This is a genomic window from Dyella sp. ASV21 (assembly GCF_016428975.1).
Classification (GTDB): Bacteria; Pseudomonadota; Gammaproteobacteria; order Xanthomonadales; family Rhodanobacteraceae; genus Dyella.
Window position 1 is genome coordinate 116,269 of record NZ_JAELTT010000001.1, and the last position, 17,346, is coordinate 133,614.

General features: G+C 65.3%; 18 protein-coding genes. 7 read left to right on the forward strand and 11 right to left on the reverse strand.

The features are described 5' to 3' along the window. Position 1: 1 nt before the first annotated feature. Genes JHD67_RS00570 through JHD67_RS00590 form a run of 5 tightly spaced genes read right to left on the reverse strand, consistent with a single transcriptional unit; the run spans position 2 to position 4,481 of the window. Entirely contained in the window at positions 2–907 is a 906-nt protein-coding gene (locus JHD67_RS00570; RefSeq protein ID WP_199096276.1) for a dihydrodipicolinate synthase family protein, read from the reverse strand. A 2-nt stretch (positions 908–909) separates the two neighbouring features. Then, a complete protein-coding gene (locus JHD67_RS00575) occupies positions 910–2,199 on the reverse strand; it encodes an NAD(P)/FAD-dependent oxidoreductase (RefSeq protein WP_199096278.1) in 1,290 nt (429 codons plus the stop codon). Beyond that, entirely contained in the window at positions 2,192–2,437 is a 246-nt protein-coding gene (locus JHD67_RS00580; protein WP_199096280.1) for a 2Fe-2S iron-sulfur cluster-binding protein, read from the reverse strand. Before JHD67_RS00580 ends, JHD67_RS00575 begins: the two co-directional genes overlap by 8 nt. After that, positions 2,434–3,543, reverse strand: coding sequence for an FAD-dependent oxidoreductase (locus tag JHD67_RS00585; protein WP_199096281.1), 1,110 nt, complete (start codon positions 3,541–3,543; stop codon positions 2,434–2,436). The genes JHD67_RS00580 and JHD67_RS00585 overlap by 4 nt, the downstream gene beginning before the upstream one ends. Further along, positions 3,540–4,481 carry a proline racemase family protein gene (locus JHD67_RS00590; protein WP_199096283.1) on the reverse strand — a complete coding sequence of 314 codons (942 nt, stop codon included), beginning with the start codon at positions 4,479–4,481 and terminating at the stop codon, positions 3,540–3,542. Before JHD67_RS00590 ends, JHD67_RS00585 begins: the two co-directional genes overlap by 4 nt. Before the next feature lie 144 nt (positions 4,482–4,625). Between JHD67_RS00590 and JHD67_RS00595 the strand changes: the two genes are divergently transcribed. Next, on the forward strand, positions 4,626–5,366 hold the full coding sequence (locus JHD67_RS00595) for an AraC family transcriptional regulator (protein WP_199096383.1): 741 nt from the start codon (positions 4,626–4,628) through the stop codon (positions 5,364–5,366). A 54-nt stretch (positions 5,367–5,420) separates the two neighbouring features. Here the strand turns inward: JHD67_RS00595 and JHD67_RS00600 are convergent, their stop codons facing one another. Together JHD67_RS00600 and JHD67_RS00605 are read right to left on the reverse strand one after the other, a co-directional pair. Then, entirely contained in the window at positions 5,421–5,783 is a 363-nt protein-coding gene (locus JHD67_RS00600; RefSeq protein WP_199096285.1) for a YXWGXW repeat-containing protein, read from the reverse strand. A 152-nt stretch (positions 5,784–5,935) separates the two neighbouring features. Next, positions 5,936–6,259: a YXWGXW repeat-containing protein gene (locus JHD67_RS00605; RefSeq protein ID WP_199096287.1), complete on the reverse strand. Its 324-nt coding sequence runs from the start codon at positions 6,257–6,259 to the stop codon at positions 5,936–5,938. 174 nt (positions 6,260–6,433) lie between these two features. On the opposite strand from JHD67_RS00605, the gene JHD67_RS00610 reads away from it, so the two are divergent. The 5 genes from JHD67_RS00610 (at position 6,434) to JHD67_RS00630 (ending at position 13,985) form a co-directional block, all read left to right on the forward strand. Beyond that, complete coding sequence (locus JHD67_RS00610) at positions 6,434–7,063, forward strand: TetR/AcrR family transcriptional regulator (RefSeq protein WP_199096289.1); 630 nt, start codon at positions 6,434–6,436, stop codon at positions 7,061–7,063. Further along, a complete protein-coding gene (locus tag JHD67_RS00615; protein ID WP_199096291.1) occupies positions 7,060–7,998 on the forward strand; it encodes an alpha/beta fold hydrolase in 939 nt (312 codons plus the stop codon). The genes JHD67_RS00610 and JHD67_RS00615 overlap by 4 nt, the downstream gene beginning before the upstream one ends. 189 nt (positions 7,999–8,187) lie before the next feature. Further along, entirely contained in the window at positions 8,188–11,655 is a 3,468-nt protein-coding gene (locus JHD67_RS00620; protein WP_199096293.1) for a methylmalonyl-CoA mutase family protein, read from the forward strand. 513 nt (positions 11,656–12,168) lie between these two features. Beyond that, complete coding sequence (locus JHD67_RS00625; RefSeq protein WP_199096385.1) at positions 12,169–12,876, forward strand: polysaccharide deacetylase family protein; 708 nt, start codon at positions 12,169–12,171, stop codon at positions 12,874–12,876. Then, positions 12,873–13,985 carry a glycosyltransferase family 4 protein gene (locus tag JHD67_RS00630; protein WP_199096295.1) on the forward strand — a complete coding sequence of 371 codons (1,113 nt, stop codon included), beginning with the start codon at positions 12,873–12,875 and terminating at the stop codon, positions 13,983–13,985. The genes JHD67_RS00625 and JHD67_RS00630 overlap by 4 nt, the downstream gene beginning before the upstream one ends. 40 nt (positions 13,986–14,025) lie before the next feature. On the opposite strand, the gene JHD67_RS00635 is transcribed toward JHD67_RS00630, so the two are convergent. Further along, positions 14,026–14,427, reverse strand: coding sequence for a hypothetical protein (locus tag JHD67_RS00635; protein ID WP_199096297.1), 402 nt, complete (start codon positions 14,425–14,427; stop codon positions 14,026–14,028). A 44-nt stretch (positions 14,428–14,471) separates the two neighbouring features. Further along, positions 14,472–15,275 (reverse strand): class I SAM-dependent methyltransferase, encoded by an 804-nt coding sequence (locus JHD67_RS00640; RefSeq protein ID WP_199096299.1) that lies wholly within the window; start codon positions 15,273–15,275, stop codon positions 14,472–14,474. A gap of 54 nt (positions 15,276–15,329) precedes the next feature. Here JHD67_RS00640 and JHD67_RS00645 point away from each other — a divergent pair, with 54 nt between their 5' ends. After that, positions 15,330–15,680, forward strand: a complete 351-nt coding sequence (locus JHD67_RS00645; RefSeq protein ID WP_199096301.1) for a VOC family protein — start codon at positions 15,330–15,332, stop codon at positions 15,678–15,680. A 63-nt stretch (positions 15,681–15,743) separates the two neighbouring features. Here the strand turns inward: JHD67_RS00645 and JHD67_RS00650 are convergent, their stop codons facing one another. Beyond that, a complete protein-coding gene (locus JHD67_RS00650) occupies positions 15,744–16,541 on the reverse strand; it encodes a DUF899 family protein (RefSeq protein ID WP_233171537.1) in 798 nt (265 codons plus the stop codon). Positions 16,542–16,571: 30 nt separating this feature from the next. Then, positions 16,572–17,192 (reverse strand): hypothetical protein, encoded by a 621-nt coding sequence (locus tag JHD67_RS00655; RefSeq protein ID WP_199096302.1) that lies wholly within the window; start codon positions 17,190–17,192, stop codon positions 16,572–16,574. Between the last annotated feature and the right edge of the window lie 154 nt (positions 17,193–17,346).

Sequence of the window (17,346 nt, forward strand, 5' to 3'; positions counted from 1 at the left end):
CTTAGAGTACCGGTGTGTGGGCAATGGCGTGATCGATCACGCGCAACGCCGTCTCGCGCTCGGCACCCGTGATGGGCAGGCGCGGTGCGCGTACGCGTTCGCTGCCCATGCCGACCTTTTCCTGCACCAGCTTGATGAGCTGCACGAACTTGGGCACGGTATCCAGGCGCAGCAGCGGCAGGAACCAGCCATACAGCTCGGCGGCCGCGTCGGCACCGCCATCGCGGGCGAGTTCGAACAGTTTGACCGATTCCTTGGGGTAGGCATTGACCAGGCCAGCGATCCAGCCGCGCGCGCCCATCGCCACGCCCTCCACGATGGCATCGTCCATACCCACCAGCAGCTCCAGGCGATGGCCCAGCAGCGTTCGCAGCGCGGCAAAGCGGCGCACGTCGCCGGAGGATTCCTTTACCGCCTGCACGTTGGGGAATTCCGCGGCGAGTTCGGCGATCTGCTCGGGCGAGAAATCGGTCTTATAGGCAACGGGGTTGTTGTAGAGCATGCACGGCAGATCGGTGGCGGCAATGACCGCGCGCAGGTGTGCGCCCATCTCGTGCCAATCGGTGGAGTAGACGTAGGGAGGCAGCACCATCAGGCCGGCGGCGCCCAGCGCCTTGGCTTCACGCGCGAGCCGCACGGCTTCGTCGGTGGAGAGCGCGGCGATGCCCGGGATAACGGGCGCACGACCGGCCAGCGCGGTAACCAGGGTGCGCATGATCGCCAGCTTCTCCTCGAAGCTCAGCGTGGCCGCTTCCCCCAGCGAGCCGAGCGGCACGATGCCGGTGCAGCCGCTGTCGATCAGCGTGCGCGCATGCTGGGCGAGAAAGGCGTGATCGACCTGGCCGTCCACGGTGAAGGGAGTGGTGATGGCGGGGATCACACCGCGCCAGAGGGTGGTGTTGCTCATGCTCAGCTACCTCGGTAAGCGTCGTCGGAAGGGGAAAGGGAGGTGTGCCCGGCCAGCGTGGCCAGGCGGGCGGGAAACAGCGGCGGGCGACTGCCGCTACGTGGAAAGCGCCCTAATTCGGCCAGTGCACTGCCGCATAGGCGGCCCTGGCAGGCGCCCATGCCACAGCGCGTGGCGAGCTTGGCGTCGCGAGCGTCGCCGAAACCGTCCAGCTCACCCAAGGTAATGTCTTCGCAACGGCACACGATGGTCCGCGCGTCCGCAAGTCGGTGAATGCGTGGGTCGAGCGCGAAGTGTGTGTCCAGCAGCGCGGCGAAGCCTCGTGCCTTGTCGCGTTGCGCGCGCAGGGCGTGTGCTTCCTGGTCGAATCCGGCGGCGGCGTGGCCGGCCATTGTTCCTTCGATGCGCGCCACGGCCAGGCCGCCGATGCCGGTGATCTCGCCCGCCGCAAAGATTCCAGGCACGCTGGTCCGCAGCAATCCATCCACCCGCACCCGTGGATGCTTGCCGGTTTGCTGCAAGGCGCAGCCCAGCAAGGCGGCCAGTTCGACCTGGGGCACCAGGCCGTAGCCTACGGCGAGTAGATCGCAATCGATGCGCTGGGTTCCGCGCGGGCCGTCGACCTCCACCCCTTGCAGTTGCGCCTCGCCATGCGCGCGCTGCACCACGCTGCCGCAGCGATAGGGCACACCCGCGAGACGCGCGCGCAAGGCCGCCGCCTGGGCCGCGCGTGCCGGCCAGTGCAATAGTTGCGAGGCGAAGCGACGCACCGTGGCAGCAGAGGCCTGCTCATAGATGCCCAGCACACGCGCTCCGTGCGCACGCAGCGTGGCGGCGGCGGCCAGCAACAGGGGCCCCGAGCCTGCTACGACCACGCGCTTGCCGGCGACGGGCCAGCCTTGTTTGGTGAGCGCCTGCGCGCCACCGGCTCCGCACACGCCAGGCAAGGTCCAGCCGGGAAACGGCAGCAAGCGTTCGCGGGCACCCGTGGCAAGGATCAAGGCGTTGTAGCCGAGCAGCTCGCTGCCCCCGGGCGTTTCCACGCGCAGCCCCTGCGGCTCGTTCGCGACCACGCTGTGCTGCGCCAGCCACGTTACGTTATCGAGCGTGGCAAACGCTTCGCGTGCGGCGCGCGGTGCCTGGTGTCGCACGTCGTGTCGCCATACTTGTCCCCCGGGCCGCGCTTGCGCATCGAGCAGCCCTACCTGGGCGCCGTGGCTGGCCGCGGCCTGTGCGGCGGCCAGGCCGGTCGGGCCGGCGCCGACGACGAGCACATCGAAACGCTTAGCCATCGGTATATACCTGCATGCCTTCGACAGCCGGTGTCATGCATGCCCGCACGTGTGCCACGCCATCCACGCGCACGCGGCATTCAAAACACACACCCATGCCGCACAGGGGCGCGCGCGGCGTGCCGCGCACGGAGCGGCGAAAGTGCAGCGTGGCCTGTGCGATCGCCGCGGCCACGCTGGCGCCAGCCGGTACATCGACCGATTGCCCGTTGACGCTGAGACGGAGCAGGCGGCTCATGCCGTCACCCTGGACGGCGCATACGGCGTGGGATCGATAGCGGGCTGGCGTCCCAGGATCAGATCCACCAGCAGGCGCGCGCTGCCCAGCGCCGTGGTGACGCCAAGACCTTCGTGGCCGGCGGCGACCCATTGATCGCGCGCGCCCGGCACGGCACCGAGATAGGGACGGCCATCCGGCGTGGTCGGGCGAAAGCCGGTCCAACTGCGCAGTGCCTGCAGGCCGCGCAAGGCGGGGATGAACGCAAAAGCACGTTCCAACATGCGTTGCACCATGGCGGGCGATACCTCGGCGTCGGTAGCACTGAATTCGCGCGAGGAGCCGATCAGGATTTGTCCGGTGGGACGCGGCTGCACATTGAAGGCGACGCTGCTGTCGGCATCGCCGTGCGCGCTATCGGCGTAGCCCAGTTCGAGCAATTGGTGATGCACCAGGTGGGGGTAGCGATCGGTGATGACCAGGTGTCCCTTGCGTGCGCGCATGGGCAGCATGGGGAGCAGCTCGGGCAGCGCGCAGCCGGTGGCAACCAACACCGGGCCGCTGAGGCACGTGTCGTTGTCCAGGCGAACGCCACCTGTTGGCAATGCCACCACGCGTCGGCCGGCATACAGCGTGGCGCTGCGGGCCAGCGCGCGCTGCACCAGGTGCCGGGCGACACGCGGCGGATACACCACCGCTTCGCCGGGCACCAGCATGCCGCCGGCCAGGTCCGGTCGCAGTGCGGGTTCCAGTTCGTAGAGCGTGGCGGCATCGACGAGGTGGGCTTGGATGCCTGCGCTGGCCAGGCGTGCGGACCGCGTGCGCGCGGCCTGGTATTCGTGCTCGTTGCGCGCGACCCATAGCGTGCCGCAGCGGCTGAACTCGGCTTCCTCGAGTTCGGCGAACGCCTCCCAGTGGCGCAGCGAATAGCGCGCCAGCGCGAGTTCGGCCGGGTCGTCATCCATCGCCACCAGATGACCCATGGCCGCGGCCGTGGCGCCGCCGCCGATCGGGCCCGGTTCGATGATGGCCACGCGCAGACCTTCGGCGCTGGCCGCATCCGCGCAGCTGGCGCCGACAATGCCGGCGCCGATCACGATCAGGTCGTAGTTGGCGCAAGCGCTCATTCGGCGCCGCTGCCCCAGGTGAATGCATCGGCTTCGTCGAACAACAAGGTGCTGCGCGCCACGACATACGCCGTGCCGGTGATCTGGGGTAGCACGCCGCGTGTGCCGGGCAGGTAGCGTCCCTCGAACACGCTGCCCAGGATGCTCTCCTGTTGCCACAGCTCGCCCGGCGCCAGCTTGCCGTCGGCGGCCAGGCAGGCCAGCTTGGCGCTGGTGCCGGTACCGCAGGGCGAGCGGTCATAGGCCAGGCCGGGGCACAACACGAAGTTCCGGCCGTCCAGTCCGGCGACCGGAGACGTCGTGTTGACCTCGATGTGATCGATCTCGCCACCGTCGGCACCGGTGATGCCCTGTGCGACGAGCGCCCGTCGAATGGCTTCGGTGTATGCCGTGAGTTCGCGTTGATGGTGGATCTCCAAAGGCAGCGGGCTGTCTTTGGTGATGAAGAACCAGTTGCCGCCCCAGGCGACATCGCCAGTCACTGTGCCGTGGCCCGGCACATCGACGCGTACACCGCTGGCGTGGCGATAGCTTTCCACGTTGTCGATGGTGACGCGGCCGTCTTCATGCAGCTGCGCTCCGACCACGCCCACCGGCGTTTCCAGGCGATGCCTGCCTGGGCCGATGCGACCCAGGTGTTGCAGCGTGCGCACCACGCCGATGGTGCCGTGGCCGCACATGCCAAGGTAGGACACATTGTTGAAGTAGATGACGCCCGCGCAGGCATCGGCCGTCTGTGGTGGCAGCAGCAGTGCGCCCACTACCGTGCTCGATCCACGCGGCTCGCAGGCGATGGCGCTGCGCCAGCGATCGAAGTCGCGACGGAAGCGTTCGCGTTGATCCATCAGCGAGCCGCCGCCCAAGTCAGGAAAGCCGGCGATCACGGTGCGGGTGGGCTCGCCACCGGTATGGGAGTCGATCACGTCGATGGTGTGCATGCGGTCTATGCTCGCGGTCCGGCGACCGGAGCGTCTAGAAACGCCTGCTCCCGTTGGATGCGGAAATCGGCACAATGCAGAGGCCGCTACCGCGCTTATGCTGCAGGTGCAGCAGCGAACGGCGGCCAAGGGGGCGCAGTGGAAATGAAGATTTCGGCCGATGAACTGGAGGCCTTGTTCGACGCGTTGCCGGATGTGGTGTTCTTCGTGAAGGATCACCGGGGCCGTTACACCCACGCCAATCAGAGTTTGCTGCGTCGGCTGGGGCTCAAGCAGCGCAGCGAGGTGATCGGGCGTAACGTGACCGAACTGTTTCCCTCGGCCCTGGGCGGCTCCTACGCCAGTCAGGACAGTCGCGTGCTGGAAGGCGAGGTGATCGAGAACCAGCTGGAAGTGCACATGTTCCCCAACCGCGTGCCGGGTTGGTGCCTGACCTGCAAGCGTCCGCTACGCGCAGGCGGCAAGGTGAAGGGCATCGTGGGCATCTCGCGCGACCTGGGCAAGCCGGACAGCAAGCATCCCACGTACCTGCGCTTGCGCCGCGTGCTGGCCTATCTGCAGGAGCATTACGCGGAGAGCGTGCGCGTCGCCACGCTGGCGGAACTGGCCGATGTCTCGGTGGCGCAGCTGGAGCGGGATTTTCGCAAGGTGTTCCAGCTCACCCCGCAGCAATGGCAGACCAAGTTGCGCATGGAGGAAGCCATGCGTCGATTGCACGGTGAGGAGAGCGTGGCGGCCATCGGATTGGCGTGCGGGTTTGCCGATCAAAGTGCTTTCGCCCGTCAGTTCAAGGCCATGGTGGGCATGACGCCGCGCGACTACCGTGCCATCACCGCAGGGGCATCGCGCGGCCCGCATATGCTGCCGGGCATCGCCGGTCAGTGAAAACAAAGCGGCCCCGTTCGCGAGAACGGGGCCGTCTGTCGAAGCAGGCTTGAATCAGCCGGCGACCCACACGCCGACGTTGAGGTGCCAGCCGTCGTTGTGGTGTTCGTAGTGCGGGTGCACGTAGTGGTAGCCCGGGCGCTCGGCTTCCCAATGGCCGTGCATGGCGACGTACTGATGACCATTCCAGTGCCAGTAACCGCGAGCCCAGACGTAGCCGGGACGATGCGGCGGCTCCACTTCCACCACTTCCACCGGGGGCGGCTGCGGGGCGATGACTTCAACGTACTCACGCTGCACCACAGGCTCGCGTTCCACCACGACCTGGCGGGGGCGCGGGGCGGGCTGTTCCACCACGCAGCCACTGGCCAGCATGGTCACGGCGGAAAGAGCAATCAGGCGAAAGCGGATCGACATAGGAGTAGGTGCCTTTGTGAAAGGATGGTGATTTGGTGAGACGACGATGACGCGCCTTGCTGAGGCGAACCTTTCTTGTTGCAGTTATTTTGCTTGTATGGCAATTACTTACGATTTCGCCCGGAAGGCTTAAAGCCCCCTCGGCGGGCGGCTCAGTGCGCCCAATAGCCGTTACGGAGGTGCCAGCCATCGCGGTGCTGTTCCCAGCGCGCCGGGTGGTAGACGTAGCCCGGGCGAACCGGGACCCAATAGCCGTGCACCCAGACATGACGCTGGCCTTCCCAGCGCCAGTAACCCGGTGCCCACACGAAACCTTCGCGCGGCGGCGGCACTGCTTCGTACTGCGGGGCGGGCGGGGCCACATTGATACCCACCGCGACCGATACCCCGGCCGCGGCGGTCGGAGCGTAAACCGCGCCCGCGCCGGCAATGCCCAAGACGGCGAGCAGGGCGAGTTTGCGGGTAGTGCTCAACATGACGTTCTCCTTGTGCATGGCCGCACCGTGCGGCCTTATGGCGGGGAACGGGGTATGCGGCGCGGTGTTGACCCGTTTACCCCTGCTTGTTCAGTTTCGTGATGGCTGCGGCCGGGCCTTCATTCAGATTTTCTTCTCGACAAAAGAACGAACGGTCGTGCTATTTTGTGGCTCATGAATAGTCCAGCCCTCAGCACCCCCAAGCGCGCCGCCACCCGCGAGCTGATTCTTGAGCACGCCTATGAGCTGGCGCGACGCGAAGGCCTGGAGGGGCTATCCATCGGCTCGCTGGCGCAAGACGTGGGCATGTCCAAGAGCGGCGTGTTCGCCCATTTCGGATCACGTGAGGATCTGCAACTGGCGGTGCTTGAGGCCGGCCAGCAACGCTTTCTGCGCCAAGTGAAGTGGCCCGTGTTGTCGTTGCCGCGCGGTATCGCCCGGCTGCGTGCGGTAGTAATGAACTGGGTCGAGTGGGGCAAGGAATACCAGAGCGGCTGCGTGTTGCTCACCGCGGCCAGCGAGTACGACGGACGCGAGGGTGTGCTGCGCGATTGCGTGATCCGCCAGCAGGCCGGTTGGCGCCAGGAAATCTGCCGCACCATCGGCCACGCCATGGAGAACGATGAACTGCGGGCGGACACCGTGCCCGCCCAGCTCGCTTTCGAAATCTATGCCCTGATGCTGGGCCTGCATCACGACGCGGCCCTGTTTGGATTTGAGGATGCGCGCCAGCACACGCTGGCGGCTTTTGAACGTCTGCTAGCCAGTTACAGCCCGGTTGCGGGCGGGAGTTCCGTGCCATGACTCGCCCTGCATCCCCGGCCGTCGCCAAGCGGCATCACGGTCCTGGCGCGTTCAAGCTCGGCGCGGTGCGTGCCGGTTTCTCGTTGGGTAGCCGGTTGGCGCCGGCGCGGGCGGTGGAGCACGCGCTGCGCCTGTTCGTAACGCCCTTTGCCAGCAGCCGCACCCGCGCGCAGCGCGCACAGCCGGATGCGGACATGCAGCGTGGCGAGCTCACCATTCGCGACCGGCGCATCGCCACCTACACCTGGGGTGACCCGGGGCGGCAGCCGTATGCCTTGCTGGTGCATGGTTGGTCGAGCTTTGGCCTGCGCTATCTGCCGTGGGTCGCGCCCTTGCGGGAACTGGGCTACGCCGTGGTGGCGTTCGACCAGCCCGGTCATGGCCATAGCGAGGGGCGCACCTGCACCTTGCCCGATTTTGTCGACACCGCACGCGAGGTTGGGCGTCACTATGGCGATGCGGCGCTCACCGTGGCGCACTCGCTCGGCGGTGCGGCGGCCGTGCTGGCGCAGGGCGAGGCCTGGCACGCGCAGAAACTCATCCTGATCGCGCCGGCGGCGGACCCGGTAGCGGCGACGCAGCGCTTTTCGCACCTGGTGCGCCTGGGCGATCACCTGCGTGAGCGCCTGCATGAACGCTTGCAGGCGATGACCGGGATCAACATCCATGATCTTCAGGTGCACCGTCACCTGCCATCGTTGGGCCAGCCGGGCCTGATCGTGCACGATATGGACGACCACGATGTACCGTGGGCGGAAGGTGAGCGCTATGCGCGCCACTGGCGTGGCGGGCGCCTGCTTACCACCCAAGGCCTGGGTCACCATCGCGTGCTCGATGCGCCGGAAGTGGTGGCCGCATCGGTGGCCTTCCTGCGTGGCGAAGTCGTGGGTGAGCGCGTGGTGTCCTCGCCGAATTTGCCGTTTGGGGACAGCTGAAAGCCCGCATGGCGGCTCGTTCCCGCGTAAGCGAGAAGGTGGATTCGGCGTGCCGGGTAAGCATATGCCGGTCGGCGAAAGGGACGTACTTGCCCGCATGGCGATGTCCGCCACCGCGCCGCAACATGTTCCCAACGTAACCATCCACTAAAATCGGGAATTCGACGCGTCCGCAGTTTCGGAGTCCCCATGAGTTCCCCCGCACAGCACGTCCCCGCCAGCACCGCCCAGGCGGAAACCCGTCCGTTGCGTTTCGTCACTGCCGCCAGTCTGTTCGACGGTCATGACGCGGCGATCAACATCATGCGTCGCATCATCCAGGCGCAAGGCGCCGAGGTGATTCACCTCGGCCACAACCGCTCCGTGGAAGATGTGGTGCGTGCCGCCTTGCAAGAGGACGCCGATGCCATCGCGCTGTCCTCTTACCAGGGGGGCCACGTCGAATACTTCAAGTACATGGTGGATATGCTCAAGCAGCATGGCGCCGAACACATCCGCGTGTTCGGCGGCGGCGGCGGCACCATCACGCCGGAGGAAATCCGCGAGCTCCAGGGCTACGGCGTCGAGCGCATCTATCACCCCAACGACGGCATGAAGCTCGGCCTCACCGAGATGATCGAGGACGTGATGCATCGCACGCGCGCCGCGGCGGTGAAGCGTGCCAAGGCCCAGGAAGCCAGCGCCATCGAACCGCTGGTGGATATCGGCGACGAGATCGCCGTGGGTCATGTGCTCTCGTCCATCGAAGAAGGCGAGCTGCCGGAAGCGGAGCTGGAGCATCTGCGCAAGCAGTGGAAAATGGCCGGCAAGCAAACGCCGGTGCTCGGTGTCACCGGTACCGGCGGCGCGGGCAAATCGTCGGTGGTGGATGAGCTGCTGCTGCGCTTCTTGCACGCCTTTCCGCACATGCGCATTGCCGTGCTGGCGGTGGACCCCACCCGTCGCCGCAGCGGCGGCGCGTTGCTGGGCGATCGCATCCGCATGAACTCCCTGCGCAGCCATCGCGTGTATATGCGCTCCATGGCCACGCGCCGCCAGCACGCCGCCACCAGCGCCGTGCTCCGCGACTGCATCGATTTCCTCAAGGCGCAGCCTTACGACCTGGTGATCGTGGAAACCGCGGGTATCGGCCAGAGCGACTCGGAGATCGTCGACCTGGTGGATTTCCCCACCTACGTGATGACCAGCGACTACGGCGCAGCCAGCCAGCTCGAAAAGATCGACATGCTCGATTTCGCTGAACTGGTGGTGCTCAACAAGTTCGACAAGCGCGGCGCGGAAGACGCATTGCGCGACGTGCGCAAGCAGTGGAAGCGCAACCGCACCGCATTCACGCTCACCGACGAGCAGGTGCCGGTGTATCCCACCATTGCCAGCCAGTTCAACGATCCGGGCGTAACCTGGATGTTCACCAACCTGTGCCGCCTGTTGCGCGACAAGCTCAGCCTGCCGGCCGAAAAGTGGACGCCCGACCTGGACACGACCCTGAAGGAGCCGCGCGCCACCGTGCTCATTCCGGGCAGCCGCGTGCGTTACCTGGCCGAGATCGCCGAGCAAGGCCGCGGCATCAACCAGGATATCGAGCGGGAAGCCGAATTCGCCAGCAAGGCGCAGCATTACTACGAATCGCTCAAGGACCTCGGCGATACGCAGCTGCCGCGTGAACTGGCCCGCTACGAATCGGAGGCGCTGCATGAAGAGGGCATCGATCGCACCCTGCTCACCCTGCGCCAGCGTTACAACGCGGCCATCAAGGAGCTGAGTCACGAAGCGATCCACCTGCTGCACGACTGGCCCAAGCGCTACAAGTCAGTGACCGACGAGGTCAACGAGTACAAAGTGCGCGACAAGGTGATTCGCGTCGAGAACTACCGCGAATCGCTCAGCCATCAGAAGATACCCAAGGTGGCGCCGCCCAAGACCAAGGATTGGGGCGATCTGCTGCGCTTCCTCAAGCGCGAGAACCTGCCCGGTCACTACCCGTATACCGGCGGCGTGTATCCCTACCGCCGCACCGGTGAGGACCCCACCCGCATGTTCGCGGGCGAGGGTACGCCCGAGCGCACCAACCGCCGTTTCCATTACCTCAGCCAGGGTGGTGCAGCCACGCGCCTGTCCACCGCGTTCGACTCGGTCACGCTGTACGGTGAAGATCCCGCGCCCCGCCCGGACATCTACGGCAAGATCGGCAACTCCGGCGTCAATATCGCCACGCTGGACGACATGAAGAAGCTGTACTCGGGCTTCGACCTGAGCGCTCCCTCCAGCTCGGTATCCATGACCATCAATGGGCCGGCGCCGATCATCCTCGCGATGTTCATGAACACGGCGATCGACCAGAACATCGAGAAGTACCTCAAGGAAGACCCCGCCCGCTGGGCCGCTGCCGAAAAGCAGCTCAAGGCGCTGTTCCCCAACGGTCGCCCGCAGTATTCCGGCGAGCTGCCCAAGGGTAATGAAGGCCTCGGCCTGGGCCTGCTCGGCGTTACCGGCGATCAGCTGGTGGACGCCGAGACCTACGCGCGGATCAAGGAAGAGACCTTGCAGACCGTTCGCGGCACGGTGCAGGCGGACATCCTCAAGGAAGACCAGGCGCAGAACACCTGCATCTTCTCCACCGAGTTCGCGCTGCGGATGATGGGCGACATCCAGCAGTACTTCGTCGACCACAAGGTACGCAACTTCTACTCGGTGTCGATCTCCGGTTATCACATCGCCGAGGCCGGTGCGAACCCGATCAGCCAGCTGGCGTTTACGCTGAGCAATGGCTTCACCATCGTGGAGTACTACCTCGCGCGCGGCATGAATATCGACGATTTCGCGCCCAACCTGTCGTTCTTCTTCTCCAACGGCATGGACCCGGAATACACCGTGATCGGCCGCGTGGCCCGTCGCATCTGGGCACGCGCCATGCGCGAGCGCTACGGCGCCAGTGCGCGCAGCCAGATGATGAAGTACCACATCCAGACCTCCGGCCGTTCGCTGCACGCGCAGGAGATCCAGTTCAACGACATTCGCACCACGTTGCAGGCGCTGTACGCGTTGTTCGACAACTGCAATAGCCTGCACACCAACGCCTACGACGAGGCCATCACCACGCCGACCGAAGAGAGCGTGCGTCGTGCGGTGGCGATCCAGATGATCATCAACAAGGAATTGGGTCTCAACTTCAACGAAAATCCCTGGCAAGGCAGCCATGTCGTCGACGCGCTGACCGACATCGTGGAAGAGGCCGTGTACAAGGAGTTCGAGGCGATCAGCGAGCGCGGCGGCGTGCTCGGCGCGATGGACACCATGTACCAGCGCGGCAAGATCCAGGAAGAGTCGATGTACTACGAGCAGAAGAAGCACGACGGTAGCCTTCCGCTCATCGGCGTGAACACCTTCTTGCCCAAGGATCACGGCGGCGAGATCGCCACCGAGATCGAGCTGATCCGCTCCACCGAATCGGAGAAGGCCCAGCAGATCGATAACGTGCTGGCATTTGGTCAGGCGCGTAACGGGCTGGCGCCGGAAAGCCTGAAGGTGCTGCAGAACACCGCACGCGAGCGCCGCAACGTGTTCGAGCAGTTGATGGAAGCGGTGAAGTACAACTCGCTTGGCCAGATCAGCCACGCCTTGTACGACGTGGGCGGCGAATACCGTCGCAACATGTGAAGCTTGCCCTGAGCCGCCGCTTCGCAAGGAAGTGGCGGCTCAGGGTGCTTCGTTAGGTATTTGCCTCCCGGCGCTAGCCCTGGCGGGGCCTCCAGTGCTGCCCAAAGTGCCACCCATAACGAGGGCTGGCTATCCTGGTGCCGTGAACCCGGATAGGGCGCGGTGACCGCGACCAACGCGTAAAGCAAGCCGCCAGTCTTGCCTGTTTCCTGATTGCATCCATGGTGTGGACGTTTCCGTGGCCGGTGCCGGAATCAGGTCATCGTAATTTCTCGATGGTTCCAGAGACGATCATCGGCGAAATGCAGCATAAATGGCGGGTAAATTGATCCAAAAGAGGTCATTTGGCCGCCCGCTGTAAGTTTGCCGTCAGCTTGAAAAGGTACTTTGTCGGCATTCCCCAAGCGCCTCGAAATTACCTGCGCCTTACTGGCCGATTCGGTCGGTGGCGACCGAGGCCCCGGGGGCCGTTCGAAACCCGTTGCCAGGGCACTCGTGAAGATTCCCATCCTGATGTACCACAACATTGCCAAGGCTCCGCGCGACCTTGCGGTGTATCGCAGCCTGTATGTGTCGCCGGGCGCTTTCGGTCGCCAGATGCGCTTGCTCAGCATGCTCGGCTATCGCGGCGTATCCATGGCCGATGCCATGCCTTATCTGCGTGGCGAACGCGAAGGGCGAGTGGCCGTGGTGACGCTGGACGACGGCTATGTCGACAATCTGGAGTCGGCATTATCGGTATTGCAGCGCTATGACTTCACGGCCACGTGTTACGCGGTCAGCAGCCTGCTCGGTCAGTACAACGCCTGGGATGACCAGAAGCTGGGTATCCGCAAGCCGATCATGACGGCGGCACAGCTGCGGTCGTGGCACGCCGCCGGCATGGAGGTGGGTGCGCACACGCGCACCCATGTGCACCTGAGCCGTTGCAGCGATCAGCAGCAGCGCGAAGAGATCGAAGGCTGCAAGGCGGAACTGGAAGATGTGATCGGCGCGCCGGTCACGCAGTTCTGTTACCCCTATGGGGACCATGACGATCGCGCCGTGGAAGCGACACGTCGCGCGGGCTATGCCGCCGCCACCACCACGCAGCGTGGTCGCGCCGACGGCGGTGCGGACGTGGATCTGTGGCGCTTGCCGCGTATTCAGATAGCTCGCCATCACCTGCTGCCGCAGGTGGCCTCGCGCATCCTTACCGCTTACGAAGACAAGCGCGCATGAAACTGCTTTTTGTCGGCACCAATCCCGAGAACACCGGCGCGGCGACCCATTTCGTGACACTGGCCAAGGCCATGGCGCAGGCGGGGCATGAGGTGCGCGGCATCGTGTCGCGTCGTGGCCTTATTGGCGAGGGGCTGGAGGCGGCGCGGGTGCCACTGACATACAGCACGTTCCGCAATGCCTTCGACCTGCGTGGCTATGCGGCGGTGCTCAAGGACATCGCCAGGCATTCGCCCGATTGGCTGGTAGGCAACTTCGGCAAGGAGTACTGGCCGCTGATTCTTTGCGGCCGGTTGACGAATACCAAGGTGGCGCTGTTCCGTCACCGCACGCCGCGCATGAGCAAGTTTTCCGAGTATGGCGTGCCGCGCATGGCGCAGCGTTTCATCGCCGTGTCCGAGTACGCGCGCAATGCTTATCTCCAATGGGGTATCCCGCCCGAGCTGGTGAGCATTTCCTATAACCCGGTGGATGTGGATGTGTTCAAGCCCGACCCGGTGCGGCGCGCGCAGGTGCGGGCGGAGTTCGGCATTCCCGAGGACGCCATCGTGATGGGCTTCGCCGGTCGCGTGCATGCCGGCAAGGGCGTGGTGCATCTGATGAAGGCAGCCAACGAAGCGATGGCCGTGCAGCCGCGCTTGCATGCGTTGTGGGTGGGCGCGGGCGTGGACGAGGGGCGACTCCAGCAGATGGCGGCGGAGCAGGGCTTGTCCGGCCGTCACCACTTCACCGGTTGGGTGAACGACACGGAGCGCTACTACGGCGCGTTCTCGTTCCTGGCATTTCCTTCGATCAAACCCGAAACCTTCGGCCGCGTTGCCATCGAGGCGCAGGCGAGCGGGGTGCCGGTGCTCGGCAGCGACATCGGCGGTATTCCGGAAACCATGCAAGACCAGGTCACGGGTTACCTGATCGAACCCGGCAATGTCAGCGCATGGCGTGATCGCATACTGGACCTGTGCGATGAGCAGCGCTGTCGCGAGTTGGGTGCCGCGGCACGCAGTTACGTCACCGAGCATTTCGGCAACGCGGCTGTGGCACGCGATTTCGAGGCGCTGCTGCGTCATCGTAACGTGCCGTTCCAACATCTGGGGCATGCCGCGAGCTGACCACTCGCGCCAGTGCCTGGCGAAATGATTCAGCGTATTCCTAGGCTTTGGCCCGGCGAGTGCCGGGCGCCAGTGCATAGGCGAGCAGGGCGGCAAGCACCACCAGAACAACGCCGCTCAGGCGGATGACGCCATCGCCCGCCATGGTCCATTGCTCGACCATGGCGTTGGCCTGCGCCATCGCGAACGCCCACATCAGCACCGTTACGGTACCCATCACCACCACGACGCAGCCAGCGATGCGCACCAGTCGCGGCATGCGGGTGGCCGTCGCCACCGCGATCAAAAGTGCGCCGAACAGCAGGCGCACCAGGCCTGCGGCGAGGAAGGCCGAGGGCGCGATGCTGACCTGAGCCAGCGTCACCAGCACGGTCGGCGCGACCAGACCGATCAGGCCGACGACCAGGGCGATGAGGCAGATCACAAAGGCAAGCATTTTCATGTCGCGCCCGTTGTTCTGCGTGCGCTGGCCATAAGCGCGACGCGCTACGGTTTCACGAACTTCAGCGTCATGCGATCCGATTCGCCGATCGCCTTCATCTTGGCGTGCTCATCGTCGGGGCCGGCGAGGTCGGGCGGCAGGCGATGCACGTTGATGTCTTCCGGATCGTTGGGGTTGGCATTGATCTGCGACACGCCGGCCAACTGGAAGCCTGCCTTCATGGCGGTGGCGATCATGTAGTCCTCGGAGATGCGATGCAGTGCGCCGGCCGTAACGCGCGGATCACCGAAGGGCTTGGCTCGATGTTCCTCGATACCCAGGATGCCGCCCGGCTTGAGCACGTCGAACGCCGCTTTGAATACGGCGTCCAGTGTGTCGGGGCTATGGATCAACCAGTCGTGCGTGTTGCGAAAGGTCAGCACCATGTCGGCGGAATGCGCCGGTCCGAGCTGCACGGCGTCCGGTGGTGCGAATGGAATGATCTTGGCGATATGGCCGAACACGTCGGGATTCGCCTTCAGTTTCGCGTTGAATTTCTCCGCCTTGGGCGGCGCCGCTTCGATCAGCTGGCCGTGGGCGGCGAGGTAGGGCGCGAGGATTTCGGTGTACCAACCGCCGCCCGGTGATAGCTCGATCACCGTCATGCCGGGTTGGATGCCGAAGAACTGCAAGGTTTCGATAGGATGGCGGTAGGTATCACGCGCTTTGTTGGCGTCGGAGCGCCAACTGCCCGCGACGGCCTGTTGCAGGGTTAGCTCGGGAGCGGGCGGGGTGGCGGCCTGGGCGAGCGTGGCAAACAGCCACAGTGACGGGAGCAAGCACAGTGTGAAGCCGATGCGGCGGAACATGGTTCAAGCCTCCTGACGGCGATTTCCCAAGCCTACGCCCAATGGGTTTGCCGCGTGTCGATTTGGCGTAACGTGATGCGCTGTGTTGCTCAAGCGCCTGCCGATTCGCCCATGGCCAAGGACATGCCGCCAGCCGCGCTCGGCCGCGTGCTGCACTGGCAGCGGGAAGCGGAGCACGGCATCGTGATGGGCGCGGATGGTCCGCCGCAGTCCGATACCAAGGGCGGTGTGGTGAATATCGATATAACCTCGCCGGTCGAAGCCGAGCGCGTGTTCCAGGCCGTGTCCGAAGGGGGCACGGCGCAGATGCCCATCGGTGAAACGTTCTGGGCGCGCCGCTTTGGCATGCGGGTGGATCGTTATGGCAAGGCCTGGATGGTCAATTGCCAGAAGCAACCGGGCTGAAGTCCCCGAGGCGAGTGAGTCAGGCTATGGGCTGCGTGCAATGCGGCCCATAGCCCTTGCGCCTTAGGCGGGGTAGTCGAGCTTGGGGTACCAGTCGGTGCCACGCCCTTCCGGAATGCAGTCCAGCACGGTCCACAGCGGCATCAGGTCCGGCGCGCCACGCGGGTCCTGGCCGGGGTCGGCGGTGGCGCCACCCATCTCGCCCGCCCAGAACAGGCGAATGACGCCATCGCGGCGCGTGAACACGTTGAAGGCGGGTTCGTCGCCGCCGTCATCGCCGATGGCGTGGAAATCGCGGCTGAAGGTGCCGTCGAGGTCCGAATACAGCTTTAGGTGACGCCAGCCGCGCTCGCGCTTGAAGGCCAGCAGGCGTTCGATGGGCGAGCGGGCGATCACCGCCAATGCCACGCGCTGTTCGATATCGCGGGCTTCACCCTCCCAGGCGCTCAGCAGCGACGTGCACATAGGGCAGGGCCGCTCGCGTTGCGGGCCGAACATATAGCTGTAGGTGACCAGGCTGGTCTTGTCGCCGAACAGCTCGGCCAAGCCGACGGGGCCGTGCTCGCTCATGAAGCGATAGTCCGCGTGCACCGGCGGCCCGGGCGGCAGCGCGCGCCGTTGCTCGGCGACGCGTTCGATATGGCGGCGCAGTTCGATTTCCTCGACCAGCAATGCATCGCGGGCGCGGCGATAGTCGTCGCTCTCCCCTGCAAAGCGCAGGCCATTGCGGCGCGCGAGTTCAGCAGCGGGAATCAGGGGCTGGGCAGACGGCATGGCGATAACCTCCGGCAGTGTTGTGCTCGACAGGCCGCCAGGCGCGGCCTTGCCAGAACGACGAACACGGCTATGGGAAATCGACATCGATCCCGGCGCCAGTGCCGGGGTCGGTGTTCAGGCCGCCAGCTGGGCGGTGTAGGAGAGCTCAAGCGCCGCGTTGACGGTGGCGGCCATCTGCTCGGCCAGCGAGACGTAGTCGTCGGCGCGCGGCACACGCGCGCGCTTGGGCGCGGCAGCCAGCAGGTCGAACTGGTGGTGCGACGTGGCGTCCGCCAGGCAGATGAACAGGCAGGCGCGCGGCGAATCCAGGAACACGCGCATTTCCACCTGCACGATGGCATCCAGCTCCGCATCGCTGTCAGGTTGAATCAGGATGCTGAGCGAGCGATGGCCTTTGCGGCGCAGCAAGCGCAGGCATTCCTCCAGCTCGATCACCAGGTGGTGGCCTTCGGGTATCTGCAGCGCCCGCAGCAGGATCGGCTCGATCTGCGCCACCAGCTTGCGCACCTCGTTCTCGATACGGCCCAGGAAGCCTATGCGCAGGTCCTGGCGCGTATAGCGCAGGGGCATGGTGGAGACCTGCAGATCGTTCTTACGCACCAGCACGGAGTGGTTGATACGCGAGAAGCTCAGGCCGGCCTCTTCGTAGCTTTGCTTGGCATTGGCGCCGCTGATGCTGGCGAAGGCGGCCCAGGCGGCCTTGAGGTAAGTGAGATTTGGCGACGAATACAGCATGTCCGTCCTGCGTGATGTGAGTTCGTCGGATCCGCCGATGCACCGTCGGCGGGGCCTGTGAGGCTTATCGGCGGGGTCGCCGCAAACTTCAGTGCTCGCCGTGGCCGGGGTGGAGGGCATGACCTTTGTCCTAGACGCGGCCCCGACGCCGCTT